Source organism: Cryptosporangium arvum DSM 44712 (assembly GCF_000585375.1).
GTDB classification, from domain to species: Bacteria; Actinomycetota; Actinomycetes; order Mycobacteriales; family Cryptosporangiaceae; genus Cryptosporangium; species Cryptosporangium arvum.
In genome coordinates, this window is sequence record NZ_KK073874.1 from 8,193,515 (window position 1) to 8,218,945 (window position 25,431).

At 68.0% G+C, this 25,431-nt stretch carries 24 protein-coding genes, 2 tRNA genes and 4 pseudogenes; 13 read left to right on the plus strand and 17 right to left on the minus strand.

Going from position 1 to position 25,431, the window contains the following annotated elements; translation table 11 throughout:
- Positions 1-13 precede the first annotated feature (13 nt).
- Positions 14-394, plus strand: a complete 381-nt coding sequence (locus CRYAR_RS37360; RefSeq protein ID WP_035869369.1) for a MerR family transcriptional regulator — start codon at positions 14-16, stop codon at positions 392-394.
- Between the two features lie 122 nt (positions 395-516).
- On the opposite strand, the gene CRYAR_RS37365 is transcribed toward CRYAR_RS37360, so the two are convergent.
- Entirely contained in the window at positions 517-1,374 is an 858-nt protein-coding gene (locus CRYAR_RS37365) for a hypothetical protein (RefSeq protein WP_035869373.1), read from the minus strand.
- Between the two features lie 247 nt (positions 1,375-1,621).
- On the opposite strand from CRYAR_RS37365, the pseudogene CRYAR_RS51065 reads away from it, so the two are divergent.
- A pseudogene (locus tag CRYAR_RS51065) lies at positions 1,622-2,094 on the plus strand (transposase); the annotation flags it as partial.
- Between the two features lie 19 nt (positions 2,095-2,113).
- Here CRYAR_RS51065 and CRYAR_RS37370 read toward each other — a convergent pair.
- From CRYAR_RS37370 to CRYAR_RS37385, 4 genes are read right to left on the minus strand one after another with little or no spacing between them, the layout of a single operon-like run.
- Positions 2,114-2,950, minus strand: coding sequence for a hypothetical protein (locus CRYAR_RS37370; protein ID WP_035857891.1), 837 nt, complete (start codon positions 2,948-2,950; stop codon positions 2,114-2,116).
- 35 nt (positions 2,951-2,985) lie between these two features.
- On the minus strand, positions 2,986-3,807 hold the full coding sequence (locus CRYAR_RS37375; RefSeq protein ID WP_035857894.1) for a carbohydrate ABC transporter permease: 822 nt from the start codon (positions 3,805-3,807) through the stop codon (positions 2,986-2,988).
- Positions 3,804-4,637: an ABC transporter permease subunit gene (locus tag CRYAR_RS37380; RefSeq protein ID WP_035869376.1), complete on the minus strand. Its 834-nt coding sequence runs from the start codon at positions 4,635-4,637 to the stop codon at positions 3,804-3,806. Before CRYAR_RS37380 ends, CRYAR_RS37375 begins: the two co-directional genes overlap by 4 nt.
- 29 nt (positions 4,638-4,666) lie before the next feature.
- Positions 4,667-5,896, minus strand: a complete 1,230-nt coding sequence (locus CRYAR_RS37385) for an ABC transporter substrate-binding protein (protein ID WP_051571444.1) — start codon at positions 5,894-5,896, stop codon at positions 4,667-4,669.
- 118 nt (positions 5,897-6,014) lie between these two features.
- On the opposite strand from CRYAR_RS37385, the gene CRYAR_RS37390 reads away from it, so the two are divergent.
- Positions 6,015-6,812 carry an arylamine N-acetyltransferase family protein gene (locus CRYAR_RS37390; protein ID WP_035857898.1) on the plus strand — a complete coding sequence of 266 codons (798 nt, stop codon included), beginning with the start codon at positions 6,015-6,017 and terminating at the stop codon, positions 6,810-6,812.
- Here the strand turns inward: CRYAR_RS37390 and CRYAR_RS37395 are convergent.
- The 8 genes and pseudogenes from CRYAR_RS37395 to CRYAR_RS37430 form a co-directional block, all read right to left on the minus strand.
- Positions 6,809-7,213, minus strand: a pseudogene (locus CRYAR_RS37395) (ABC transporter permease); the annotation flags it as partial. The gene CRYAR_RS37390 and the pseudogene CRYAR_RS37395 overlap by 4 nt on opposite strands.
- A gap of 162 nt (positions 7,214-7,375) precedes the next feature.
- Positions 7,376-7,660, minus strand: a complete 285-nt coding sequence (locus CRYAR_RS37400) for a GlsB/YeaQ/YmgE family stress response membrane protein (protein WP_035857899.1) — start codon at positions 7,658-7,660, stop codon at positions 7,376-7,378.
- A 99-nt stretch (positions 7,661-7,759) separates the two neighbouring features.
- Positions 7,760-8,962 (minus strand): alpha/beta hydrolase family protein, encoded by a 1,203-nt coding sequence (locus CRYAR_RS37405; protein ID WP_035857900.1) that lies wholly within the window; start codon positions 8,960-8,962, stop codon positions 7,760-7,762.
- Between the two features lie 159 nt (positions 8,963-9,121).
- Entirely contained in the window at positions 9,122-10,546 is a 1,425-nt protein-coding gene (locus CRYAR_RS37410) for an MFS transporter (protein ID WP_035857901.1), read from the minus strand.
- A 40-nt stretch (positions 10,547-10,586) separates the two neighbouring features.
- Positions 10,587-11,555: a sigma-70 family RNA polymerase sigma factor gene (locus CRYAR_RS37415; RefSeq protein ID WP_051571445.1), complete on the minus strand. Its 969-nt coding sequence runs from the start codon at positions 11,553-11,555 to the stop codon at positions 10,587-10,589.
- A gap of 219 nt (positions 11,556-11,774) precedes the next feature.
- Positions 11,775-12,521 carry an SDR family NAD(P)-dependent oxidoreductase gene (locus tag CRYAR_RS37420; RefSeq protein WP_035857902.1) on the minus strand — a complete coding sequence of 249 codons (747 nt, stop codon included), beginning with the start codon at positions 12,519-12,521 and terminating at the stop codon, positions 11,775-11,777.
- 325 nt (positions 12,522-12,846) lie between these two features.
- A complete protein-coding gene (locus CRYAR_RS37425) occupies positions 12,847-13,521 on the minus strand; it encodes a response regulator (RefSeq protein ID WP_245620589.1) in 675 nt (224 codons plus the stop codon).
- Entirely contained in the window at positions 13,494-14,723 is a 1,230-nt protein-coding gene (locus CRYAR_RS37430) for a sensor histidine kinase (protein WP_035857903.1), read from the minus strand. Before CRYAR_RS37430 ends, CRYAR_RS37425 begins: the two co-directional genes overlap by 28 nt.
- An 85-nt stretch (positions 14,724-14,808) precedes the next feature.
- Here CRYAR_RS37430 and CRYAR_RS37435 point away from each other — a divergent pair, with 85 nt between their 5' ends.
- Positions 14,809-15,252 (plus strand): TIGR03618 family F420-dependent PPOX class oxidoreductase, encoded by a 444-nt coding sequence (locus CRYAR_RS37435; protein ID WP_035857904.1) that lies wholly within the window; start codon positions 14,809-14,811, stop codon positions 15,250-15,252.
- A gap of 5 nt (positions 15,253-15,257) precedes the next feature.
- Positions 15,258-16,055, plus strand: coding sequence for an MBL fold metallo-hydrolase (locus CRYAR_RS37440; RefSeq protein ID WP_051571446.1), 798 nt, complete (start codon positions 15,258-15,260; stop codon positions 16,053-16,055).
- 114 nt (positions 16,056-16,169) lie between these two features.
- Here CRYAR_RS37440 and CRYAR_RS37445 read toward each other — a convergent pair whose 3' ends face one another.
- Positions 16,170-16,661 (minus strand): YajQ family cyclic di-GMP-binding protein, encoded by a 492-nt coding sequence (locus tag CRYAR_RS37445; RefSeq protein WP_035857905.1) that lies wholly within the window; start codon positions 16,659-16,661, stop codon positions 16,170-16,172.
- 100 nt (positions 16,662-16,761) lie between these two features.
- Between CRYAR_RS37445 and CRYAR_RS37450 the strand changes: the two genes are divergently transcribed.
- The 4 genes and pseudogenes from CRYAR_RS37450 (at position 16,762) to CRYAR_RS47790 (ending at position 19,290) form a co-directional block, all read left to right on the plus strand.
- Positions 16,762-16,843, plus strand: a tRNA-Tyr gene (locus CRYAR_RS37450).
- A 225-nt stretch (positions 16,844-17,068) separates the two neighbouring features.
- A pseudogene (locus tag CRYAR_RS51435) lies at positions 17,069-17,614 on the plus strand (DUF3024 domain-containing protein).
- A 268-nt stretch (positions 17,615-17,882) separates the two neighbouring features.
- Positions 17,883-19,136, plus strand: coding sequence for a DUF4143 domain-containing protein (locus CRYAR_RS37460; RefSeq protein ID WP_035869391.1), 1,254 nt, complete (start codon positions 17,883-17,885; stop codon positions 19,134-19,136).
- Positions 19,137-19,193: 57 nt separating this feature from the next.
- A tRNA-Tyr gene (locus CRYAR_RS47790) sits at positions 19,194-19,290 on the plus strand.
- Positions 19,291-19,359: 69 nt separating this feature from the next.
- Here the strand turns inward: CRYAR_RS47790 and CRYAR_RS49260 are convergent.
- A pseudogene (locus CRYAR_RS49260) lies at positions 19,360-20,569 on the minus strand (IS30 family transposase).
- Between the two features lie 564 nt (positions 20,570-21,133).
- Between CRYAR_RS49260 and CRYAR_RS37475 the strand changes: the two are divergent.
- The 3 genes from CRYAR_RS37475 (at position 21,134) to CRYAR_RS47795 (ending at position 23,101) form a co-directional block, all read left to right on the plus strand.
- Positions 21,134-22,302, plus strand: a protein-coding gene (locus CRYAR_RS37475) for an IS3 family transposase (RefSeq protein ID WP_157018363.1) whose coding sequence is annotated in 2 segments (ribosomal slippage) — positions 21,134-21,431 and positions 21,431-22,302 — 1,170 coding nt in all. Because the reading frame shifts where the segments join, the coding sequence is not laid out codon by codon here.
- A 44-nt stretch (positions 22,303-22,346) separates the two neighbouring features.
- Positions 22,347-22,580, plus strand: a complete 234-nt coding sequence (locus tag CRYAR_RS37480) for a hypothetical protein (RefSeq protein ID WP_035857909.1) — start codon at positions 22,347-22,349, stop codon at positions 22,578-22,580.
- 371 nt (positions 22,581-22,951) lie between these two features.
- Entirely contained in the window at positions 22,952-23,101 is a 150-nt protein-coding gene (locus tag CRYAR_RS47795; RefSeq protein ID WP_157018365.1) for a hypothetical protein, read from the plus strand.
- A gap of 215 nt (positions 23,102-23,316) precedes the next feature.
- Here CRYAR_RS47795 and CRYAR_RS37485 read toward each other — a convergent pair whose 3' ends face one another.
- Both CRYAR_RS37485 and CRYAR_RS37490 read right to left on the minus strand, forming a co-directional pair.
- A complete protein-coding gene (locus CRYAR_RS37485; RefSeq protein WP_157018367.1) occupies positions 23,317-23,709 on the minus strand; it encodes a hypothetical protein in 393 nt (130 codons plus the stop codon).
- 108 nt (positions 23,710-23,817) lie between these two features.
- Complete coding sequence (locus CRYAR_RS37490) at positions 23,818-24,114, minus strand: hypothetical protein (RefSeq protein ID WP_051572362.1); 297 nt, start codon at positions 24,112-24,114, stop codon at positions 23,818-23,820.
- A gap of 301 nt (positions 24,115-24,415) precedes the next feature.
- On the opposite strand from CRYAR_RS37490, the gene CRYAR_RS37495 reads away from it, so the two are divergent.
- A complete protein-coding gene (locus CRYAR_RS37495) occupies positions 24,416-25,420 on the plus strand; it encodes a sigma-70 family RNA polymerase sigma factor (protein ID WP_051571448.1) in 1,005 nt (334 codons plus the stop codon).
- The last annotated feature ends 11 nt before the right edge of the window (positions 25,421-25,431 follow it).

Below are 25,431 nucleotides of genomic sequence, written 5' to 3' on the forward strand. Positions count from 1 at the left end.
GTTGGGTAGAGGCATGCAGCGCTACTCACCGAGTCAGGCCGCCGAGATGACCGGCTTCAGCCTCGACACCCTGCGGTACTACGACAAGATCGGGCTGCTCGACGAGTTGGCACGCACCCCCGGTGGGCAGCGCATCTTCACCGAAGACGACGTGGCCTGGCTAGGAATTCTGCGCTGCCTGCGAGACACCGGCATGCCCATCGCCCAGATGCAGCGATACGCAGATCTAGCCCGCGCCGGCGACGAATCCCTCGCCGAACGAATCGCGCTCCTGGAGGAACACGACCGTGCGGTAGAGGACCAGATCGCCCGCTTGCGGGCCCAGCAGTCACACATCCGGCACAAGGTCACCTTCTACCGCTCCGAACTAGCGGCCCGCACCCCCGCTTCCTGAGACTGCCGCGCGCGACGGCCGATAGTGCGACGCCCAAGCGCTTCGCGGTGTCTTCGAGCGCATAGCGCGGGCACGACGAGGTGGGTGCCCGGCGGGCCCGACCGCCGAAAGTCTCAGCGTGGCTAACCGACGTGAAACTCTCGTTGCTTCGCCTCACCGTTTTCCAGCCAGCGGATACACAGAATGTCTTGATCGTCGCCGCCCATCGTGCGCGCGATATTGACACGGCGGGTCTGACCGGCGTGGACGACCGTGGACGTGGATTCGCTGACGACGAACATGCTGGGGCTTTCGCCGACTGCCTCGAAGGTGACTTCCTGCGCGTCCTCGTCACCGATGTTCGTCACATCGATCCAGTGGCGGGTCGTGTATCGAGGCTTGCCTTTCTTGTCAACGTCCCGAACTTCGCGCTCCTGGCGAGGCTGGGCCTGGAATCGAACTCCGGTGATGGACCGGTTCAGCGCCGGAACACCGAGATCGAGGTTCGCGATGTCGAACTCGATGGCCCTCCAGACTTCATGTTCGAGCTGGGATACGTTGCTGAATTCGCGGTAGAGACCCCGCTCCTGAATCTGCTTCTTGAACGCTCGGATCCCCTCCAACTGCTTGGTGTCGACGTCGTTGGGTAGCGATGCCGTCGAGAAATAGAGATGAACGGGCCTGTTCTGCTCGACGGCGCGTTCGATCTCCTCGACGGTGCCCGACACCGCACCCGCGGTAGGAGAGCCGAGCCGACTACCGAACAACGCGAACACGATGTCGGAGTCGTCCACGCCTTGAGCGTTGATGAGCGCCTGCGGACGGTCACCGAGCTGGGGTACGGACGACGTCTCCCACCGCCATGGCTGAAGAATGATCTGTTTGTTCCTGGCGTTCGCATCGTTCCATCCGTGGATCGCGCTCTCGACCGCATCCCTGGCGTCAGGGATGTCAGACGGGGACGCGATCATCACGCGCAGAACATTCGCAACGTAAGCCATAGCAATCACGATACGGCCCGACATTCGCACGAAGTGGTCGACGGCTAGGAGGACCGGAGCGGAACGCTAGTGCATAACCCCAGCTCGCCAAGACGGCGACCGGGCGCTCGATCAGCACGCACTCAGCCAATGCGCATCGTTGACGATCGAGTCTGGGCGGTGGGGCTAGAGCGTGTTTGAGAAGTCCGTCGTTCGTTGGGTGATGCGTGGCTCGTGGTGATCTGACGAATGCGGAGTGGGAAGTCTTGTCGGCGGGTCACGCGGCGGGCTGAGCATCAGGATTCATCCGGCTGCCGAGGCCGGACAACGACCCCTGGCGCTGCTGCTCACCGCCGGGCAAACCGGTGACCCGCCGCAGTTCCAGCCTGTTTTGGATGCCATTCGGGTTCCTGGCCGGGTCGGCAGACCGTAGACCCGACCGGCGCGGGTGCTGGCCGATAAGGCCTCGGATCCTGCGCCAACCGCGTCTACCTGCGTCGACGCGGGATCCGCGCCGCCATCCCTGAACAATCCGATCGGCTGGCTCACCGCAGACGCCGCGGCAGCGCCGGCGGCCGCCCACCGGCCTTCGCTCCCGACACCTACAAACAACGCCACGCCGTCGAGTGCGGCATTAACCGCCTCAAGCGCCACCGCGCCGTCGCCACCCGCTGCATCAAACTCGCCGTCCGCTACCTCACGACCCTGCACCTCGCCGCGATCAACGAATGGCTCCGCTGACCAGCAATCCAAACAGGCCCTAGGCGTCGGTCGGAGTGGCGGGGATACGGGCCTTGAGGAAAGCAGCCACCCGGGCCTCCACCGCGGCCGCCTCGGCCGTCTGAGGGGCCGCCTCCAAACCCGGCTCCAGCGCCAACGGATGGGCCAGGCCCTCGATCGGGGCCAGCACGACCACGCCGCCGTCGCGGTGGGCGCCCAGGGCCTCGCGCAGCGCGGCCGCGTCGTCCTGGAAAGTCTTGTGGTCCTCCTTGCCGCTGACGATCAGCACGTCGGGCTGCGGCCGCCGCGCCATGATCTCGGCGGCCCGCTCGACAAAATCGAGCCGCGCGGCCAAGGCCCGCGACTCCGCGGACCACTGATAGTCGATCCCCATCCCCTGCTCGACCAGCTCCACCACCGACGTGGCCCGGATCGCCGCGTTGATCGCCACGAGCCCCGCGATCGGGAGCTCCGACTCGGTGAGCGTGAGCAGCGCCGCCCCGCCTCCGGCCGACCCGCCGACCAGGAACAGCTGCTCGCCCACCAGCGGCAGTTGTTCGCGCAGCGCGGCGACTACGGCGGGGAACTCGGCCGCGGCCTGGCTGATCACCGCGCCGTGGCACTTGAGCAGCGTGTCGTCGCGGACCAGCGTCATGATTTCTTCGAACCCGCCGGCCGGGGTGCGTGAGCTCATCAGCGGCAGCCCGAGGTACACCCGCCACGCCGGCACGGCGTCGAGCGGCAGCGCGGCCGCCATCGCCACCTCGGTACGGGGCGGATCCATCAGGTGCCAGACGACGACAAGCGGTGCCGCCCCGCCATGAGCGGGCGGCACCGCCACGAACGGCACCCCGGCCGCGACCCCGTGAATGTTCATGCCCCGGACGCTAGGCCACCCCTACGACAAAACCCTCACTTGATCGCTCCCCGCGTAACTCCGGAGATCACCCAGCGCTGCGCGAACAGGTACACGATCAACAGCGGCGCCATCGCCATCAGGTAGCTCGCGAACGCTGTGGGGTAGTTCGTCTGGAACTGGCTCTGGAACACGTATTGCACCAGCGGGAGCGTCGCCGAACCGGGATCGGACAGGATCACCAGCGGCAGCAGGAAGTCGTTCCACGCCCACAGGCAGGTCAGGATCCCCACGGTCGCGTTCATCGGGGCGAGCAGCGGGAAGATGATCCGCCAGAACACACCCCAGGTGCTCGCGCCGTCGGTGACCGCTGCTTCCTCCAGCTCGCGTGGGATCGAGTTGATGTACGCGGTGAAAATGAAGATGTTGAACGCGAGCCCGTACACCACGTACAGCAGGATCAGGCCGCCGGGATTGTCCAGCCGCAGCAGCGCGGTCAGTTTCGCCACCGGCAGCATGATGATCGGGAACGGCACGAACAGCGCCGAGACGAAGTAGTAGAAGAGGATCCGGAACAGCCGTCGGTGCATGTTCCGCGCGATCGCGTACGCGACCATGGAATTCGTCAGCAGCGTGAGCACCACCGCCCCGACCGTGATGAGCGCGCTGTTCAACGCGGTTTTCGGGAAGTTGGTCAGCCGCCAGGCGTCGGCGAAGTTCTCCCACCGCACCCGGTCGGGCAATCCGAATCCGGTGCCACCGAGCTGGTCGGTCGTCTTCAGCGACGTGACGATCGCGAAGTACAGCGGGATCAGGATCGTCAGCGCCAGTACGGCGAGCAGTGCCGTGAGCCACCAATTGGTCCGGGCCGCTTTCACACCGACACCTCCCGCCGCTGGAGCACACGCAACTGCAGGATCGAGAGCGCCACGATGATGACGAAGAAGACGACCGAGTTCGCGCTCTGATAGCCGTACTCGCCGCCCTGGAACCCGCCTTTGTAGATCAGCACCGACACCGACTCGGTGTCCGTGCCCGGGCCACCGTTCGTCAGCGCCATGATGTGGTCGAAGATCTGCAGGAACGATTTGAGCGACAGCACCATGTTGATCGTGAAGAACCCGGCGATCATCGGGAACGTGATGCTGCGGAACCGCCGCCAGGTCGACGCGCCGTCGAGGTCGGCGGCTTCGTAGAGGTCGGCCGGGACGGTCTGCAGACCGGCGATGTAGATGATGATGTTGAACGCGGCCGCCTGCCAGACCGCCAGGACCACGATTCCGATCCAGGCCGTCGAGGAATCGGTGAGCAGCGAGGTGGAGAGCGAGTCGATTCCGAGCTTCGACGCGAACGCCGGCAGCGAATTGTTGAAGAGGTAGGCGAAGATGTACCCGACGACGAGGATCGCGAGCACGTTCGGGATGAAGTAGATGCCGCGCAGCGTCGTCTTGAATTTGATCCGGCTGTTGAGCCCGAGCGCGATGGCCAGCGCGACGACGTTGACGAGCACGGTCGCCACCGCCGCGATCAGCAGCGTGAACCAGTAGGCGTGCAGCACCCGGCCGTCGGTGAACAACGCGACGTAGTTCCGGAAGCCGACGAGATCGGACGGGCCGTAGCCCGGGGAGTCGGTGAAGCTGTAGTAGATACCTTGCAGTACCGGGATCGTGTGGAAGACGAAGAACAACACGAACGCCGGCAGCACCATCAGGTAGAACGCCCGTGGCACGCGTCCGGTCACCCTTGCTTCACCGCCCCGAGTCCCCAGGTGCGGCGCTTCGCGACCTTGTCCCAGGAGTCGTCCAGGTCGTGCAGGAACGCGTCGACGTCGCCGTCGACCACGAACGTCTGCAGGAGCGGGCCGAGCGGGATGGCCGGGATGAACTGGTGGTCGGTGAAGCCGACGATCCGTCCGGAATCGACGTACGGCTGGACGCCGGCGAGCGCCGGGTCGGTGTTCGTGAGGCCATTCCGGGTGGGCACGGCCACCTGAGCCTCGCAGTACTCACTCATGACCTGCTCCCCCATCAGGAAATCGATGAAGCGCTGCGATTCTTCGGGGTGATCACCGTCGCGCGAAGCCGTCAACACGACGTCGACGCCGGAGACGAGCGTCGTTTTCGACGGATCGTCGGTGGCGGGCAGAGCGATGCTGCCGACCTGGAACTTCGGCTTGCCGGCCCGGATCTGGGGAACGGCGTAGCTGCCGAGCAGCAGCATCGCGACTTCCCCGCGGGCGAACGCGGTAGTGCCGTCCTCGTAGCCTTTGGACAGCGGATCGGGTTGCGTGAACCGGAAGAGCTGGGCGAGCTTGTCCATCGCTTCGTGCCAGCCGGTGGCGAAGTCGGTCCGACCCGCGAACCGATCCTCGAAGAACGTGTCGCCCTGGGTCTGCGCGGTGAGCGGAGCGAGCGGGGACTGTGCGGTCCAGGTGTCGGCGAGCATTCCGTAGAACGGCGTGACGCCGGCCGCTTTGAACTTCTCCGCCGCGTCGATCAGCTCGTCGAACGTCCGCGGCACCGCGATTTTCTGCTGCGCGAAGAGTTGCTCGTTGTAGAGCAGCCCGCTGGCGTTGGCCGCGAACGGAACTCCGTTCACCTCGCCGGGCGTCCCCTGGCCGAGGGTCTTGACGATGTCGACGTAGGCCGGATTGACGTCGTCGAGAATCGGCTCGTCCCGGAAATCACGGAAGATCTCGGCCGTGGCCCATTCGCCGTACGCGCCGTTCGCGTTCAGCGACATCACGTCGGGGACGTCGTTCTTCACCAGCCGCGTGCGCAGCGCGGTCTCGGGTTCGGCCGGGTTGTCCACGACGATCCGGACGTCGGGGTTGGCTTTCTCGAACTGATCCGCCAGGTCCCGGAAGTAGGCCTGGGCTTCGGGCTTGAATTGGAAGAACGTGATCGTCGTCCGGGAATCGTCGCTGGAGCAGGCCGTCAGGAACGCGGCCACGAGAAGCAGGCTCACGGCGAAGGGACGTAATCGACCGACAGACACGGGCATCACCGACCGATCCGGAGGGGTGCGCCCCCTCTACCCATCCACGCTTGACCTCAACCACAGTGCAGATGTGACGGTGGAAAGCATGAGCAACGCGTATCTGACCCGGATCGGGCACGACGGCCCGGTCGCACCCGACCTCCGAACCTTGGAAGCGCTGACCTACGCCCACGCCACGACGATCCCGTTCGAGAACCTCGACCCGTTCTCCGGCGTCCCGGTGGACCTGAACACGCTGAGCACGAAGCTGGTGGACCGTCATCGGGGCGGTTACTGCTTCGAACACAACCGCCTGCTGAAATCCGCGCTGGACGAGATCGGGTTCACCACGCACGGGCTGCAGGCCCGCGTCGTCTGGGGCGGCTCCGACGACGACGTCACCCCGCGCGGACACAAACTGATCCGGGTCGACCTGGCGGGGACGCCCTACATCACCGACGTCGGTTTCGGCGCGATGACGCTCACCGCACCGCTACGCGTGGAGCCGGACATCGAGCAGGAAACCCCGCACGGTGTCTTCCGGCTCCTCCACTCGGAGAACCCGCTCGGCGCGTGGCGCCAGCAGGTGCGGTTGCGCGGCGAATGGCGCACGACCTACCGGTTCGAACTCACCCCCGCCTTCGCGGTGGACGACGAGGCGCCGAACTGGTTCCTCTCGACGTCGCCGAAATCGCATTTCGTCCGGGGCCTGACCGTGGCCAGGCCGACGCGGGACGGGCGCCGGTTGGCGCTGGCCGGACGCTCCTTCACCGCGTACGCGGCCGACGGCACCGCCGACCGGCGGGAGATCGACACCTTGGCCGAACTGCGGACAGTGCTCACCGACGAGTTCCGCATCGAGCTCCCGGCCGGAATCGACGACGCGCTGAAGCGGCTGTTCTAGGTCCGGGCCAGCCGTCCGCGGGCGGCCATCGACTCCACGGCCAGCAGCCCGACGAGCACGAGCAGCTGGGTCGCACCCGCCTCCACCGCGCTGCCTCCGCCGAGCAGCACGCCGACGAACGCACCCGGCAGCGTGACCAAGCCGACCGTCCGCGTCTGGTCGAGCGCGGGCACGAGCGCCTGCCCGGCCGTCGGGCGGCAGATCTCCAGTGCGGCGTCCCGGTCGGGGAAGCCGAGGGACAACGCGGCTTCGACCTCACCGTGGCGCGTTTCGAGCTCGTCGAGCGCCCGGCGTCCGGCCAGCGACGTGGCGGTCATCGCGCCGCCGATGAGGATCCCGGCGATCGGCACGGCCGCCCACAGGGCGGCGGTCACCGTCAGAAACACCAGCGCGACGGCGAGCCGCGGCCCCACCTCGATCATCGGGCCACTATCCCCCGATGTCCGCGGTCCGGCGGAACGAAGGGGTGGCCGGACCGCGGACGACCACCCCCGCCCGGCAGCGCCCGGGGCGGGAGTGGTCACCTGGCCGCGACGAGGGTCGGGCGTGCGGCCAGGGGCTCGTCAGCGTCCGGAGGTGATCTTCGGACGGTCCTTCGAGGAGTTGGCCACCAGTGACACACCGACGCCGGCGAGCGCGATCTGCGCGGCCAGCTCGATCCAGTCGACACCCGGCGTGTCGGCGACACCGAGAACGCTCGCGACACCCGTGCCGACGAGCGCGGCGACGATGCCGACGACAAGCGTCATCAGCCAGCCGACGTGCTGCTTACCCGGGACGACCAGTCGGCCGAGCACACCGATGATCGTGCCGATGATGAGGGCAGAAATGATTCCGTCGATCTCCACGGCTCTCTCCGATGGACGAGGATTTCGTCCCTCCAGCGTCGCGCCGCATCGGTTCCCCGCCCATCGGGGAAGCACCGGAGATCGTCCCTGAGATGGCCCTCAGACGAGTGTGACCTCTGGGAACGCTGGGACGGCCCGGTCGAACAGGTGCCGGTCGACCCCGCGCAGGTGCAGATCGAAGAACGCGCTCACGTAGGCCCGCTCCAGCGTGACGGTCCGGCGGCCGTCGAGCGTCCCGAACGCCTCCGTCAGGATCGCGGGTGCGATGCCGGGGATCTCCGCCAGCTTCGCCCGGGCCAGGACGACGTCGTGGAAGCTCAGGTGCTCGGTGCCGACGACCTTGATCTCGCGGTGCCAACCGCGGAGATGGTCGGAGAACGTGCCCCAGTCCGGGGTGTTCTCCCGCGTGGTGCTGCCGCTGGCGATCTGCAGGAACGGCTTGTCGAGGCCGTCGGTGACCACCGAGCCGTACGGGTTGCCGTCCATGTCGATGCCGGCGGTCACGCGGGGGTCGTCGTGCGCGACCTGAGCCGCGGTCGCGCCGCCGAGCGAGTGCCCCACCATGCCCACGTGCTCCAGCCGCATCCAGCGCGGGTGGCGCGCCTGCAGCTCGTCGAGGACGAACCGGGTGTCGGCGACCCGGACGTCGAGCGCCTTGCGGATGACCGTGTCGGGGTCCTTCTCCAGGAGCGCGTTTATCGTGTTCGGCACGGTGCGCCCGTCCGGGAACCGCACGGCCGTCGCGTCGTGCGGGTGATCGATCGTCACGACGACGTAGCCCCGGCTGGCCAGGTCCTCCACCAGCGCGGCGCTGGAGTTGCGCTCGGCGCCGTACCCCGGCGAGAACAGCACGACCGGGTGACCGCCCGGCTTCCTCGCGACCGGCGCTCCCACCGCCCCGTGCGTTCGCACCGCGTCCACGCCACCGACGACGCCGGGCGCGCCGGTGAGCGTCTGCACGAAGTCGCGGCCGACCGGGCCCGCTTCCGCCGGGGTGAGCCACGGGAATCGGGTGTGGCCGGCGGCCGTCCGCGCCGGGTACCAGATGTTGATCATCAGTTCGCGGCGCTGTTTGCCGTCGCCCCAGGGATCGGCCCGGTCGGTGTCGACGAGGTGCAGCGGCGTGGTCCCGACCGCGTACGTGCCGGTGGGTTCGGGCAACGTGAGCAGCGGCGCCGCCTGGTGACGGGTGGCCGCTGGGGGTTGCGCGGTCGCTGGTGGGGCGGCGACGGCGACCGCTCCGGCAAGTGCGGTGGCGACGGTCGCAACGGCCAGCGCGGCGCGGGGTGGGGTGAGACGCATCCGATTCCTTCGCGTCGGGTCGAGACCGGGACGGCCTCGGGGCGTCGCCGACGCTAGGTAGCCGACGGCCCCGTCCGCGTCTGCCGCCGGGCCGGACCGCATCGGCCCGGAGAGGGACCGCGCCCAGCCGTCGGGGACTCCGCCGCCCGGAATCGCTCGTCACCCGACCCGCGCACCCGTCGGAGTCCCGACCGGTTCCGGGTCAGCGGTGGGGCGCGGCTTGCCGGGGGCGAAGGCGGCCGCGACCGCGCCGAGCAGCGGGGTGAACGCGGCGATGATCATCGCGGCGCGGAACCCGTCGGTGAACTGCGTGGGGGTGGCGTAGCCGCCGTGAGCAGCGAAGATCGCCGCCAGGATCGCCACACCGAAGACGCCGCCGAGCTCACGCAGCGCACTGTTGGTGCCGGCCGCCACCCCGGAGTCGCGGGGCGGCACCGCGGCCACGACCGCGTCCGCGGTGGTCGGGAAGACCAGGGCGATGCCGACGCCGGCGACGATCAGCGGCCCGACCACAGTGCCGTAGCCGACGCTCGTCGAGGCGACAGCGGCGAGCCAGCCCAGGCCTACGCCTTGGAGCAGCATCCCGATCAGCATCACCGGCCGGTTGCCGAACCGGGTGGCGAGAACACCGCCGATCGGCGCGACGAGCATCGGCATAGCGACCCAGGGCAGGAGCCGCAGCCCGGCTTCGAACGGCCGGTAGCCCAGTCCGATCTGGAAGTACTGGGTGATCAGGAACAGCGAGCCGATCAGAGAAACGAACTGCAGGAAGATGACGGCATTGGCGGTGGCGAAGCCGCGGAGGCGGAAGTAGCCCAGCGGCAGCATGGGCGACGCGGCTCGCCGCTCCCAGGCCAGGAACACGGTGAGCAGCACGGCACCGGCGGCGAGCGAGCCGAGCGCCTCCCCGCTGGTCCAGCCCACCTCGGGCGCCCGCACCGGAGCCCAGGTCAGGCCGAAAAGGGCGGCGGCGGCCAGCAGTAGTCCGGGCAGGTCCAGCCGGGAGCGAGGGCCGTGGCTCTCTCGCAGCAGCACCGCGGAGAGCGCCGCCACGACCAGCCCGACGGGCACGTTCAGCCAGAAGATCCACTGCCAGGACAGTCCTTCGGTCACCGCGCCGCCCAGGACCGGGCCGGCGGCGACACCGAGACCGGAGACGCCGCCCCAGATGCCGATCGCGACGCTGCGCTTGCCGATCGGGAACGCTTCGCTGATCAGCACCAGCGACAGCGGAAGGACGATTGCCGCTCCCGCCCCTTGAACGACGCGGGCCGTGATCAGCGTGCCCGCGTCGGTGGCCACGGCCGCGGCGACCGACGCCAGGGTGAAGACGACGAGCCCGGTGACGTACAGGCGCCGCCGGCCGAAGCGGTCACCGAGCGCCGCGCCGCTGAGGATGAGGCAGGCGAAAGCCAGGTTGTAGGCGTTGAGGGTCCATTCCAACTGGGACAGGCTCGCGCCCAGCTGGGTACGCAGCACCGGCAGCGCCGTGGCGACCACGACGACGTCGAGTGCGGCGAGGAAGCTGCCGAGCGAGGCCAGGACCAGCGTCCAGCCGCGACGCGCGGAAGGGGTTTCGGGCATGGGTGTGCTCCGTGATCGTCGTACGGATGGAAAGTGCGGATCAGCGCGACGCGGGCAGGCCGAAAACCTCGAACAGGGCGGGGTCGAGGAAGGCCACGACGGCGGCGATGCCGGTGGGGGTGGGCTCGAGCACCTGCAGGGCATGGGCGTGCGGCCGACCGTCCGGGCCGGCCAGGTACGTCGCCAGGGCGGGGCGTCCGTTCGCGGTGGTGGCGACGATCTTCCAGGGCCCGGCGACACCGAACACGGTCGTGGCCAGGAACCGGCCGACCGGTTCGCGGCCGACGAACCACTGTCGCAGCGGTGGCATCTCCCACACCACGTCGTGGCGCAGCAACCGGACCAGTGCGTCGACGTCGGCGTTCTCGAAGGCCGTCGCGTACTGCTCCACGAGTGCGCGCAGGTCGGGATCCGTCGGGTCCTGCAGGTCGTCCTCGATCGACGGGAACCGGGTCAGTTGAGCACGTGCTCGTTGAAGCGCGCTGGTCACCGCGGCGACGCTGACTCCGAGCAACTCGGCGACGTCCGCGGCGGGCCAGGCGAACACGTCGCGCAGGAGCAGCGCCGCGCGTTGCCGGGCCGGCAGGTGCTGGAGCGCGGCGACGAACGCCAGCCGCACACTGCTGCGTGCCACCGCCAGCGCGGCCGGGTCAGCGTCGGCGGGAAGGACCCAGACGTCCGGGACCGGCTGCAGCCAGGTCGTTTCCTCACCGAGGTCGGACGGGCCGAGCCCGGAGGGCAGCGGCCGGCGGCCGGACCGTTCGACCGCCCGCAGACACACGTTGGTGGCGATCCGGTACAGCCACGTGCGCAGCGACGACCTCCCGGCGAACTGCGCGCGGGCCTGCCACGCCCGCAGCAATGTCTCCTGCACCGCGTCCTCGGCGTCGTGCAGTCCGCCGAGCATGCGGTAGGCGTACCCCAGCAGTTCCGGCCGGTACGCATCGGTTCGCTGGGCGAAGTCGCGGTCGGTCAGCAGCCGGGACGTCGCGCCCTCCAGGACCGTCATCGACTGCTCCGTGTCGCAGCCGGGTGGCTCGTCCTCATCATCGCCCCGATCAGCTCAATTTCGTTCGTCACAGGCTTAGATCCGCGCAAGGGACGAAATTCATCGCCTGTCTGCGGAACCGGTCATCACCAGTTCGCGCCGCAGCCGAAGCCGTCGGCGCAGAACCGTCGACGAGCGGCGGGTAGCGGGGCGCCATGGTTCCGGCCGCGGCCGGAGCGGTCACGGCAGTGGGCGCAGACCTTCGCCGAGCAGGACGTAGCCAGGTGCCGTCGTCGCGGGGTCAGCGGTGACCAGGTCGAGCAGGGTGGCACCGGCGGCTTCCGGAGTCAACAGCGGACCCCGCTGGCTGACGAAGGCAACCTCGGTCTGGTCGTTGCGTGCCGCGTAGGCGCGGATGCCCTGCCGGCCCACCTCCCCGGCCGAGGTCAGTTGCGGCAACACGGCGGTGATGGTCAGGCCCAGCCCGGCCCGGTCTGCTTCCGCCTGGGCATAGTTCGCGATGAATCGTTGAGTGGCCTTGGCGCCCGCGTATCCACCGCTGGCGGGAGAACCGTTGACCGCGGCCCCGCTGCTGACCACGACGATCCGGCTACCGGCATCGAGCGGTGCGAGCAGGGACTCACGCAGCCAGTGGAACGCTATTTTCACGTCGCTGTGCCAGTTCGTGGAGAAGGTCTCCCAGGTGTGCTGGTGCAGGGGGTGCATCACCGGAACGGCCCCGGCGACGAGGACCAGGAATTGTGGCCGGTAGCGATCCACGAGGGTCCAGGCCGCCGCGGGATCGGCCCCGTCCGCGACCTCGGGGCGAATGTTCTCGTGTGCCGTGGCCACCTCGTCGAGGGCCACCGGGTTCCGGGCGACGGCCACGACCTGCGCACCACTCTCCGCAAACGCGACGGCGACGCCGCGGCCCAGGCCCCGGCTAGCTCCGACCACCACCGCCGTCTTACCGGTCAAGTCCTTCATGCTCGTGCTCCTTGCTCGCATGGCTGTTGCTAGGTGAGATCCACGCGAGGCCGGATTTTCATCGGTTCGTGGCCGGACCGGCGGTGTGGCCCGGACGACCCGAGGGCGGCACCTCCCCGAGAGTTCCGCGTGGGTCCCGGTCGCCGTCGTGCCTGTCGGCCGGGATCGCACGCGGGCGGAGCCGCCGCGCCCCGGGCCGCTCCCGGGCCGGCGGCCGGCGAGGGGAACTGCTGTACGGGCCCGTACGGGGCGCGGCGTGGGTGACGCGAGTTGTCGCGCGCCGGACCGGACTGGGGTGATGTGCGCCGGGGCGGATTGACGTGGGTCAGCGGCCGGGGCGGATCAGGCCGGATTCGTAGGCGCAGACGACGGCCTGGACTCGGTCACGGGCGGCGAGTTTGTGGAGGATGCGCCCGACGTGGGTCTTGACCGTGCCGGTCGAGACGAGCAGCCGCTCGGCGATCTCCGCGTTGGAGAAGCCGCGTGCCATCGCGACGAGCACGTCCCGTTCACGCTCGGTGAGCGACTCCACCGCCCGCACGGCGGCCGGATCCGACCCCGGCGCCAGCATGTCCAACAACCGCCGGGTCGTCGACGGGGCGATCACCGCATCGCCGGCGTGCACGGTCCGCAGCGCGGCCAGCATGTCCTCCGGCGCACCGTCCTTGAGCAGGAACCCGCTGGCGCCGGCCCGGATCGCCGCCAACGCGTTCTCGTCCAGGTCGTACGTGGTCAGGACGACCACCTTCGGCGGCTCGACGAGCGCGGTGATGCGCCGGGTCGCCTCGATCCCGTCCATGATCGGCATCCGGACGTCCATCAACACCAGATCAGGGCGCACGCGCTCGGCCTCGGCGACCGCTGCCACGCCGTCCCCCACCTCGCCGACCACGGTCAGATCGGGCTGCGAATCGATGACCAGCCGGAACCCCGCCCGCACCAGCAGCTGGTCGTCGACGAGCAGCACCGAGATCACGGGGACGTCGGGATTCGTGCGCACACCTCGTGCCCTCCCCACCGCCCCGGTCCGGTCCGGATCGTGCCACCGTACGCCGCGACGCGCTCACGCATCCCGACGACGCCGTGCCCACTGCCGCCGCCCCCGGGCCTGCTGTCAACGCCGCCGCGGTGCCCACTGCCACCGCCGCCGCGTTGCCCACTGCCACCGCCGCCGCGGTGCCCACTGCCACCGCCGCCGCGTTGCCCACTGCCACTGCCGCCGATGGCGCCTTGCCCGTCGTCGGAAATGCGTAGTTGTAGTTCGTTGTGGGACCAGCGCACCTCGACCGCGGCGCGGGCCGCCGGCCCGGCGTGTTTCACCACGTTCGTGAGGCTCTCCTGGACGATCCGGTAGACGGCCAGGCCGAGACCGGACCCGACCGGGGCCGGTGGCGGGTCGAAGCGGAGGTCGACGTCGAGGCCGTCGGCGCGGACCTGCTCGACCAGCTGGGGCACGTCGTCCAGGCTCGGCTGGGGAGTGCGGGGATCGGGCTCCTCGCGGAGGAGGCCGAGGAGGCGGCGGGTCTCGCCCATCGCCCGGCGGCCGGTCTCGCCGATCGTGGTGAGCGCGGCCTGCGCGGCCTCGGGCGAGCCTGCGTAGCGGCCACCGTCGGCCTGCGAGATCACGATCGCGAGCGAGTGGGCGACGACGTCGTGCATCTCGCGGGCGATTCGGGTGCGCTCGGCCGACACCGCGAGCCGCGCCTTCTGGTCGCGCTCGACCTCCAGCGCCGCGAGACGTTCCACCCGGACCCGTTTCAACGCCCCCAGCGCCCAGCCGGTGAGCACGAAACTGGCCATCGCGGCGCCGAAGAGCGCATGGCTGCCCAGCGTCGCCTCCGCCACCGGAGGCCAGGTGGAAGCGCCGAGACCGGCCCCGATCAGACCGGCGGTCAACATCGCGCGGGAGGCCCAGCGGGGGCCGTAGGCGGCGGTGGCGTGGACCGCGAGCGGCACCGCCAGATCGGCGACCAGCAGCACGATGTGCGGGAGCAGCAGCCACTGCGCGAACGCGATGACCGTGACCAGCCCGGCGCACCAGACCGGGCGCGTGCGACGCAGCAGCAGAGTGCCGGCGAGCAGCCCGGCGAAGACCAGGTTCGACCGGAGGAGCAGGTCGACCGACCAGAGCAGCAGCGCCACTCCGGCGTCGGCCAGCACCGGACGCCGGCGCAGCCAGGATTCGACACGTTCGGTCACCACGGCATCGAGCCTAGTTTTCGGGAGACCCCGTTTTCGTCTGTCCACAGGCGTAGTTGGGCTCGGCCCGGAGGCATACAGTCGGCGCATGGCCGACCTCACGGATGTCGCGCGTCTCGTCACGCGTGAGCACGGGCTCGTCGTGGTTTCGACGTCGCGGGCCGACGGGAGCATTCAGTCGTCGGTGGTCAACGCGGGCGTGCTCGCCCATCCGGTGAGCGGCGACGAGGTCGTCGGATACGTGGCCATCGGCGGCTCACGCAAGCTCGCCAACCTGCGCGAACGGCCACAGACCACGGTGGTTCTGCGGGTCGGCTGGGAGTGGGTCGCCGTCGAGGGTAAGGCTCAGCTGATCGGGCCGGACGATCCGCTCGGCGGCGTCGACGCCGAGCGGTTGCGGTTGCTGTTGCGTGAGGTCTTCACCGCGGCCGGCGGCACGCACGACGATTTTGACGAGTACGACCGGGTGATGACGGCGGAGGGTCGCACCGCGGTGCTGATCACCCCGTCACGGATCTACGCGAACCGGTAGCCGCGATGCTGATCGGTGACATCGACGTTCATCCGCTAGCCGACGGGACGTTCCGTGCGTCGCCGGAGTATTTCGGCGACCACGTGCGCGCTGAGGGGCACGAGGACCTGTTCGGCTCGGACGGGTTCGCGTTCCTGCCGATCGGGTGTTTTCTCGTCCGCACCGGTGACCGGACGATCCTGGTCGACTGCGGGATGGGGCCGCAGATGCGCGAAAGCGGCCCGCGGCGGCTGCTCGTGGGTGGGCAGTTGCCGGTGGGGTTGCGCGCGCTCGGGGTAGCGGTGGCCGACGTCACGGACGTGATCTGCACGCACCTCCATTCCGACCACACGGGCTGGCTCTTCGACCGTTCGGCGGCACCGACGTTCGGCAACGCGACGATCTGGTTCGGGGCTCCGGAGTGGGACCACTTCGTGCTGGACCCCGCGGTCTGGATGTTCGACCACATCCGGGCCGGGTTCCGCGGATCGTCGCGGTTGCGGCCGGTGTCCGAGGACATGACGATCGCTCCCGGAGTGTCGGTCACGATGACACCCGGGCACACGCCGGGGCATCTGAGCGTGATCGTGGCCTCGGGCGGAGCACGCGCGTTCCTGCTCGGGGACGCGATCGTGTGTCCGGTTCAGCTGGACGAACCGACCTGGCAGTCGATCGGGGACGCGGACCCCGAAATGGCTTCGCGGGTACGTGAACGGTTGTTCCGGGAGCTGGAGGACCCGGCGACGCTGGGCGCCGGAGCGCATTTTCCCGAGTTGCAGTTCGGCCGTGTGCTGGTCGGCCAGGGCCGCCGCTGGCTGAGCTAGACCTGACCGAATCGGAACGGCCGGCTCGGGTGGCCCGCCGCCGACGGTGCTACGCGGAAGCGGTCCCGGTCGGACGAGCCGGAGCCCGACGTGACGGGACCGCTTTCCGCCGACTCAGCGGTAGTTGACGAACTGCAGCGGGATGCCGAAGTCCTCGTTCTTGAGCAGAGCGATCACGGCCTGCAGGTCGTCGCGCTTCTTGCCGCTGACCCGCAGCTGGTCACCCTGGATCTGGGCCTGGACGCCCTTGAAGCCCTCGTCCCGGATGGCCTTGGCGATCTTCTTCGCCTTCTCGCTCTCGATGCCCTGGACGATCGTCCCGGACAGCTTGTAGGACTTGCCCGACTGCTGAGGATCCCCGGCGTCGAACGCCTTGAGGCTGATGCCCCGCTTGACGAGCTTGTCCTTGAACACCTCGAGCGCCGCGAGCAGGCGTTCCTCGGTGTCGGCCTGGAACGTGACCGCCTCTTCCCCCGCCCAGCTGACCGACGCGTTCGTGCCACGGAAGTCGAACCGCTGGCTGAGCTCCTTGGCGGCCTGGTTGAGGGCGTTGTCGACCTCCTGCCGGTCGACCTTGCTGACGACGTCGAACGACGAGTCCGCCACTGTGTGCTGCTCCTCCCGGTTGTGTCGGGTACCTGATTGGTGCCCGGGCTAGGTCATTGGCTATCCTCCCTCTTGGCAGTACAGCAAGTGCAAGTCCCCAGGCGGGTTGCCCGAGTGGCCAAAGGGAGCGGACTGTAAATCCGTCGGCTCAGCCTACGAAGGTTCGAATCCTTCACCCGCCACGCCTGGGTGAAACGGCCTCTGGCCAGCGGAAACGCTGGGCAGGGGCCGTTGTCGTGTCCGCTGGCTTTGCGGCCGGGGCGGGCGGGAGGGTGTCCGGTTGTGTCCCACTGTGTTCCACCGGCTATCACTGGGGCCGGACGCACGGCGGACAACGTCCGGACGGCGATCGGCGGGTCGTGGGCGCCGTGGCGGCGTGTCGCGGGGCTGATTCCGGCCGGCATCGCATGCCCTGGGGAGGCCTCCGTCACCGCGCGGTGGAAGGCTGGGCGGGTGGCACTACCGGACTGGATGTCGTACGGGTCCAGAAGTGGTGTGCCGATCGGGTCCCCGAGCGCGCCCTGCATCAGGTCCGGGTGGAGTGCGAGGTGGCGGCCCGGCACCTGACGATCGTGGAACGCCGGGCGCCGTATACCGAGGACGACTCGCCGTAGACGACGCTGCCGGTCGCCCGCTTGCGCTACACGATGGCCGACCGGACTTGGCAGCTCTACTGGCGCGACCGCAATCTCCGCTTCCACGCCTACGACCTGTTCCCGCCGTCTCCGCACGTTGCCGAGCTCCTCGAGGAACTCGACCGCGACCCCTTGCATCTTCTGGGGATGACCCGGGAAGGGCGACTCCCGCTCATCGCGGGCCGCAAACGGCAAGGGGCGGCCGGGCGCGGAGTCTGGCCGACCGCCAGCGCAGCGCGGCCTCCGACAGAAGCGACCGTTGAGCCCGGCGTGAGCCCGTGGATTCCTGAAGCGACGTCCGCCGCCTGCCCGAAATGACGTTTATGTACTTCACGGCTAACAGAAGATCGCAGTAGATAGCACTGGTTAACAGACCCGCAGATTAAAAGTGCCAGCGGCCAGCGGCGGATTTGCCTACGGCGGACAGCTAGGAAACGGCCGCCGAGGAGGATGGTGGCGTTGGCTGAGTGTTTCGCATCGGCCGCAGGGAGAAGGTGCCCTTGCCGCGAGCGTAAAGCCGAAGGCTCGCGAATGAAACATCAACTCGTCGCATAACGAACATGCGATGCGCTAGGGTCGAAGCGTGATCTCTCCGTTGATCCCGAGGAAAGTAGCTGGTCAGGTCGCTGAGGCGCTCGTTGACACCCGGGTCGTGCTGATCAGCGGAGCACGCCAAGCGGGAAAGAGCACCTTGGTTCGCGTGGTGGCCGGGGACCATGCCGGCGAGAGGCGGGATCTCGACAAGCCTCAGGACCGGGCGGCTGCTCTCACCGACCCAGTCGGATTCGTCGAGACCGAGTCCCTCCTAGTCATCGACGAGATTCAGCGAGCTCCTGACTTGCTGCTAGCAATCAAGTCAGCCGTCGACGAGGACCCCCGCCCGGGGCGCTACCTGCTGACCGGGTCGTCCCAACTATTCGGTATGGCCGCCGCGCCGGACGCACTACCCGGCCGAATGGAGACGATCGAACTCTGGCCGTTCAGCCAAGGCGAGATCGACGGAACCCCGGACCGCTTTATCGACGCCGCGTTCGATCTCGGCGCGGACTTGCGTGTCGAGTCAGAGGCAACTCGCGCCGATTACACCCAACGCATCGTCCGGGGTGGGCTGCCCGAGGCGGTGAGCCGCAGCGACCCGCGTCGGCGTGCCCGTTTCCACGATGCCTACGTGCAGTCCCTCATCGATCGGGACGTCAGCCAACTCGCGGATATCCAGCGCAAAGACGAACTAAGGCGCCTGGTCCGCCTGCTCGCCGCCCGAACCGGCACGATCGTGCACGCCGACGGCAAAATCGGATCCGACCTTGGCCTGTCCCGACCGACGATCAGCCGCTATCTGCAGGCCCTGGAGGAGATTTTCCTCGTCAAACGAGTGCCCGGCTGGTCCCGGAACCTGGGAACACGCGCGACCGCGTCGTCGAAGCTGGTCTTCGTCGACTCTGGCATCGCCGCGCAGGAACTCTCCGTCGATGCCCGGGCGCTGCTGCGACCCGGCGGCCCCTTCGGTCCGTTGCTGGAGACCTTCGTGCTCTCCGAACTGGCACGCCAACGCACCTGGTCGGAGACGATGGTCGACCTCTATCACTACCGTGACCATTCGAAGTTCGAGGTCGATGCCGTCCTCGAGGACCGGCGTGGTCGGGTGGTCGGCGTCGAGGTCAAGGCAGCCTCCACTGTCGGCCCGGACGACTTCCGCGGCCTACGCCGGCTCGCGGACCGGCTCGCTGACGATTTCGTGCTCGGCGTTGTTCTCTACACCGGCACAGCAACGCTGCCCTTCGGCGATCGACTCCGGGCGATGCCGGTCAGCGCGCTGTGGCAAGCCAAGCCCGACGAATAGTCTGGCCAAACGACGGACGATCCGCGGACGACCACGTCCAGGCCCTCGCCAAAAATCGGCGGAGTTGCAGGTCAGCGCCGTGAAGTCAGATGAACGACGGAGGACTGTAAATCCGTCGGCTCAGCCTACGAAGGTTCGAATCCTTCACCCGCCACACACAGTACGAACGGCCCGCTAGCTGCGGAAACACGGCGGATTCCAGGGGTCGTCGCAACACCGGTGATTAGCTGGCTTCGGCCAGGAGCTTAGCGAGACGCTCGGCTGGGGTTTCCCAGCCGAGCGTCTCGCGTGGACGGCCGTTGAGTTCGACCGCGATGGTGTCGAGGTGGTCGCGGTTGTGGATGGCGAGGTCGGTGCTCTTGGGAAAGTACTGGCGGAGCAGTCCGTTGGTGTTCTCGTTCGAGCCGCGTTGCCAGGGCGAATGCGGGTCGCAGAAGTAGACCGGCATGTCGGTGGCGAGGCTGAACTGGTGGTGCAGGTGCATCTCGCTGCCCTGGTCCCAGGTCAGCGACCTGCGTAGATGCGCCGGAAGCGTGCTCATCGTGGCGATCAGACCGTCACCGACCAAGCCCGGAGTCCGGCCGGTGGGCAGGTGCACGAGCATCACGTAACGGGTGGCGCGTTCGACCACGGTGCCGATCGCGGACTTGTTGTCTTTGCCGATGATCAGGTCGCCTTCCCAATGCCCGGGCACCGCCCGGTCCTCGACCTCGGCAGGGCGTTCGCTGATCATCACCATCGGCGTGGCCATCCGCGGAGTGCGCGCCTGGGCCTGACGGCGGGGCCGGCGCATCGCCCTCCCGGTCCGCAACGCCGCGGCCAGTTCCCGGCGCAGTTCGCCGCGGCCCTGGACGTCAAGGGTCTGGTAGATCGTCTCGACAGACACGTGCATCTCCGGGCGGTCGGGAAGTCCCGCCGCAACCGTCGCATGATCTGTTCCGGACTCCACCGCAGATCCAGCCCGGCCTGAATGACCTGCCGTAACGCCAGGATCGTCGTGATCTTGCGCGCCTTCGGCCGCGGCCGGCGTGCCTGTGCGCGGGCGTGAGCGGCGTGCGGCCGGTACTGACCATTCGTCGGATGCCTGCGGCGGATTTCCCGGCTGACCGTCGAGGGCGCCCGGCTCAGCTCCGCAGCGATCGCGCGGCCGACGCCTTCTCCCGGAGCCGGTCGGCGATATGAAGACGTTCGTCCTCGGAAAGAAACCGGGACCGGCCAGACGCTGCCGGCACCTCGATCGGCGCCGCGGCCACGTTCCGTCCGGTCGGGTTACGGCCGTTACGCCAGCGCCGGCCCGTCTTCATGTTGATCCCGACGATCTTGCATGCTTCGCGACTACTCACGCCCTGACACACGAGCGCAAGGTAAACCTCACGCTCGCGCGTCAGACGACGACCCTGATTGATCGAACGATCCCGGACCTCAAACTCCATCGCACCCCCCAAGCAGGGATGTTGCAACGACTCCTAGAACCCAAGCAGCTAGCGGGCCGTTCGATTTCCGCTCGCTTGTGATAGCGGGCGGCAGGGTATCCGTCGCTAGCCGTCAGCAGCCGTCACTGGTTCCGGACGAATACCGGATGACGCACCAGCCGTCCGTGGGCCCCGCGTGTGGGCGTGTGTGGCCCCGACACGCCCGACGCTCGGCTCGAATAGCGCTCACCAGGAACCGAGCTGGCCACCCGGCCAGCGGCGCGAGCCACGGCCCCCGCCCGAGTCGCCTGCACGGTCCCTGTGCGGAGAACAGGACCACCCTGGCCACGCGCCGGCAGCATTCCTGAGCTGGGTAGGTTTCGGGTGAGACTGATGGTCGGCGGAGGAGCGCGGACGTTGAGTGAAGCCCGGATCGACCTCCGAGGCGGTCCCGCGAGCTACACCAACCTCACCGTCTACCGCGACAACAACCACCAGCTCCCAGCCACCGTCGAAAGGGACTGCCCAGGCTCTAGTTGACTCCTTGCCCTGTGAGGCCTTGGCCTCGCTGGAAGGATCAGCGTCATGCCCAAGCCGTTCCCGAAAGAGTTCCGGGCTGATGTCATCGCGGTCGCCCGTCAGGGCGACCGCACGATCGCCGAAGTCGCACACAGCTTCGGCATCTCCGAGTCCTGCCTCAACCGCTGGCTGAAGATCGCCAACCGCGAAGATGGCTCGGCCGGAACCTCCTCGTCGTCGGCGAAGCCGGCCACCGACACGGATCTCGAGGCCGAGAACCGCGAGCTGCGCAAGCGGACTAAACAACTCGAGCAGGAGAACGAGATCCTGCGCCGGGCGACGGCCTACTTCGCCCGGGACGTGCTCCCAAAATGATGTTTCCGCTAGTCCTCGACCTTGCCGCTGATGGTGTTCCGGTTGCGGTGACCTGCCGGACGCTGGGTTTCTCCAAACAGGCCTTCTATCAGTGGAAACGTCAGCCGGTCACCGACCGGGACTGGGCTGATGCGCACCTGATCAACGCCGCAGTCGATATCCACCACGATGATCCGGAATTTGGATACCGGTTCATCGCCGCCGAACTCGCCGGCCAAGGCGTGACCGCGAGCCGCAACCGAGTCAACCGGCTCTGCACCCAGCAACGCCTCTGGTCGGTGCATGCCCGCAAACGCGGCCGCAGCCGACGGCCCGGACCGCCGGTCCATGACGATCTGGTCCGACGCGAATTCACCGCGGCCGAACCGAATCAGCTCTGGCTGACCGACATCACCGAGCATCCGACCGCCGAGGGCAAGCTCTATCTCTGCGCGGTCAAGGACGCCTGCTCGCGGCGGATCGTGGGCTACTCCATCGACGCCCGCATGACCTCTGACCTAGCGGTCAACGCGTTGCGCAACGCCCTGGACCTGCGCGGCCGGGCCGAGGTGATCGTCCACTCGGACCGCAGCAGCCAGTTTCGGTCCCACGCCTACCTTCACGTCCTGCGCGCCGCTGGGCTGCGCGGGTCGATGGGCCGGGTCGGGACCTGCGCCGATAACGCCGCGATGGAATCGTTCTTCGCGCTACTACAGAAGAACGTCCTCAACCGGCGCCGCTGGCCCACCCGTCAAGAACTCCGGTTGGCGATCGTGACCTGGATCGAAAAGACCTACCACCGCCGCCGGCGCCAGAACGCTCTCGGGCGACTGAGCCCGATCGAATACGAGACACTCCACCAGACCGCTCACGCGGTCTGACTCCACCTACCGAGCCGAGTCAACCGAAGTCTGGGCAGTCCCAAATGCTCGTCGCCGACGGCGTCCTGGACTACAAACTCACCAGCGCCGTCACCACCCCGGACGGCTACCCGATCTACCGCTGTCCCACGAACTGGCGACTTGCGGTACGGCCGACGCAACCGATTCCGCCCGGACACGATCCGGTGGAGACGCCGGCAGCGCCGGCAGGCGAGGTCGCCCCCTTGGACGCGCTGCTCGCCGCGCTCGACCAAAAGGACATTCACGGCCGTCACTGAACAGCGAGACGCGGGCAGCCAGCCACCCGAGCGGGTCACCAGGAAACGCGCGAGCACCTCGCATGGCGACATCACCCTCGCGACAAACCGCGGGCCATCTCATCGACACAACCAACACGGGCGAGAACGCACTACTTTGCCGATGAAAGTGCGTTCGCCTGCGTGCGCCACTCGCCGACGGATGACCACGGATTACTCGTGTCCTGACGCGAGTAATCCGTGATCGATCTTGATATTCGGGTGCCGCCGTGCGATCCGACAGCTCTTCTGCCGCGATCCGTCACCCAGGAGCTGGGGGTTGTGGCGACCATGAGTCGGGTACCGACGGCGGCATAACTGGAACGGTAGTGGCATGCTCGGTCGGTGCGCTGGTGTTGATCTTCCATCGTCAGCTGGCAGGAATCTTCGAGCGGCGACACCGGACGACCGGGCCGCTGCGTCACTACCCCCGAGTGTTCTTCCTCTTCTTCGGCCTGATGTTCATCGCGATGGGCGTCTACTCCCTCATCCGCACTCAGTGAACCGACCGATCGGCCCGCCTCGAACACTGTCACTCGGCCGTCGTCCTGGAAGCCACACCTCTTACGCACTCGGGCATGGAGGGTCATCATTCCCGCCCGGCTGGCCACGCCCTGTCATGCCGCAGGGTACGCAGAGCACAGGCTGAGCGTTCACCGGCACGACCGGTCGGCTCGCCAGGAGTCAGCCGACGAGGCGCCCTCGAGATGGTGCTGCACTAGGTGACGGCCAAGTCGCCCATCCCCAGAACGAGCCGGATCGGCAACTCTTTATCGTCTTGGCCTAGGCCGACGCATACCTCGCGCCCTTCCCGATGCCACGACTGCACGTTGGTAACAAAGCCTGCGAGATCATTCGTCAGTGTGCGGCGCTCGTCGTCCCACCGGATGTGCAGCTCCGCCCGCTGCGGCACGCCCCAGTGCTCGGTCAGTGCGTCGACCAGCCGCACGCGCTCGGCGTCCAGGCGCGCCCATGCGGCGCTGGCGGCGGCGCCATCATCGTCCTCGTAAAAGTCGCCACTCACCTCGATGTCGACGATTTGGTATCCAAGCTCCGGAAGGGGTGTCGAAATCAGTTGCTGTGTTAGCGCGACAGCCGCGGCCAGGTCCACGCCGAAGAGGTTAGCGGTGGGACGCATCTTTACGCGCCGCGAGGTCGCCGGCATGCCGACGTCCTCTCATGCCGCGCCGGGTGTGGCGTCCCGTCTCTCGGAGAGACCTCATAGATCTTCCCACTCGTGAGGCTCTTGGTAGACGTGCCACCCGTGAAAGAACCACGCGGCGAGCTCTTGCAGGCGAGTCGTGCACGCCTCGTAGTAGCTGGCCGGTTCCGGACGCGGGAAGTCGACATGCGCCGTGTGTACCGGCACCCAGGTCGACACGTAGTAGAACCCCTCGGCGAGCCATCGATCCAGGTGTCCCCGATCGGCGTAGACGGCGCACACGGCGCGCATCGCTCGTTCCATATCGCCGAACCCGGCGCGGTCCCACTCTCGATCCGCGTAGAGCTTCAACATGAACGAGCCCGGCGCTGACTCGAACTCGCGACGGAGAATGCCTAACGCACTACTCACCACCCGAGCCTGCCAGACCGCCAATTCATCCGCGAGTGGCTGGAACCGGCCATCCGCTCCTGCCGCCGAGCGCTGAGTTCGGTACGGAAGTTGAACGCTGACGCCGAATGGTCGGTGGTGGGCTCACTCGCCGGTCAGACCACCGGACAGTTCGACAGCCACGATCGTCAGGGCCGCAGCGCATCTGGAAGCCGACTCACCCACACCGTTCGTGTAACGCGGCCGCAGAGCGTCGCCGATCGATATGCTCGCGTTGGGGCGCTGGCAGAAGGGCAATCAGGTAGTGACGGCGACGGCGGAGGAGTTCGATCGCAGCATCGATCGGTACCGGCCGGAACTACTGGCTCACTGTTACCGGATGCTCGGCTCGGTCCACGACGCGCAGGATCTCGTGCAGGAAACGTACCTGAGAGCATGGCGCGCGAGGGACCGCTACGACGCGAGCCGCAGCTCTCTGCGGACCTGGCTGTATCGCATCGCGACCAACGCATGCCTCACCGCGCTCGAGAGCCGCAGTCGCCGTCCGCTCCCCTCCGGCCTGGTCGCGGAGAGCGATCCACGCGGACCGTTGGTTCCTGGCGGGGAAGTCACCTGGCTGCAACCGCTACCCGATTTCCTGCTGAGCACAGGCGGGCGAGGCACTGCAAGTATCGACCGCGCCAGCCTCCGGCTCGCCTTCGTCGCCGCCGTGCAGCACCTATCCGCGCGGCAGCGCGCGGTGTTGATCCTGCGTGAGGTGCTCGACTTCTCCGCCGTCGAAACGGCAGACATCTTGAGAGTCACGACCGCCTCGGTCACCAGTTCGCTGCAACGGGCCAGGGCCCGGCTCAAGGACGTGGGGATTCTGGAGGAGCAGGTCACCGAACCGTCCGACGCCGAGCAGCGCGCCTGGGTGGACAGATACATGAAGGCCTTTGAGAACGCTGACGTCGAAGGTCTCAAGCAACTGCTCACCGACGACGTGCTCATGGAGATGCCCCCGATGGTCAACTGGTTCATCGGACGCGAGAACTACGGCGTGTTCATGGACTGGGTCTTCGCCAAGAACGGCAACCAGTGGCGCTTCCTGCCGGTCGGCGCCAACTCGCAGCCGGCATTCGCCGCTTACAACCGCGGCCCCAACGGGACGTTCGAACTGAACACACTGCAGGTCTTCACGGTCACGAAGGGCGGAATCTCCCGCAACTCGGTCTTCCGGGACGCTGAGGTTTTTGCCTCCTTCGAGCTTCCCGCCACGCTCGAAGCCTGACGGGCCGTCGC